Genomic DNA, 294 nt, shown 5'->3' with positions numbered 1-294 from the left:
GCTCAGATGTCGTTCCTTTGTTCCTTCCACTCGGGGGGCTGACTACTTGGGATCAGGTTAAGGGAATCATCACCGATCTGCCATTTGCCAAAGCGCGTGAGTCTTGCCAGAACCGGGGGTTGCGACAACAAGGTGCTTGGGTTCCGCCAAAGTTGTCAGTTTCCCAATGGGCCATCTGATTAACGAATCCTCACCTAAATCACTAACTTCGACTACAACGCGGTCAAACGATGTCAACGCAATCAGGGCTTGGGATGCAGCAACTGGCGCGTCCGGGACCAGCGATGTAATGGA

General features: G+C 53.1%; 1 protein-coding gene. It reads right to left on the bottom strand.

Annotated elements, in window-relative coordinates:
• Positions 1-69: 69 nt before the first annotated feature.
• Positions 70-294, bottom strand: a 225-nt coding sequence (locus AC0L3U_RS39110) for a hypothetical protein (RefSeq protein ID WP_473365077.1), incomplete at its 5' end; no start/stop codon positions are given.

The organism is Bradyrhizobium sp. Kon69 (assembly GCF_055807515.1).
Note: the sequence above shows the minus strand (reverse complement) of the source record. Positions and strands in the feature narration are given on the sequence as shown.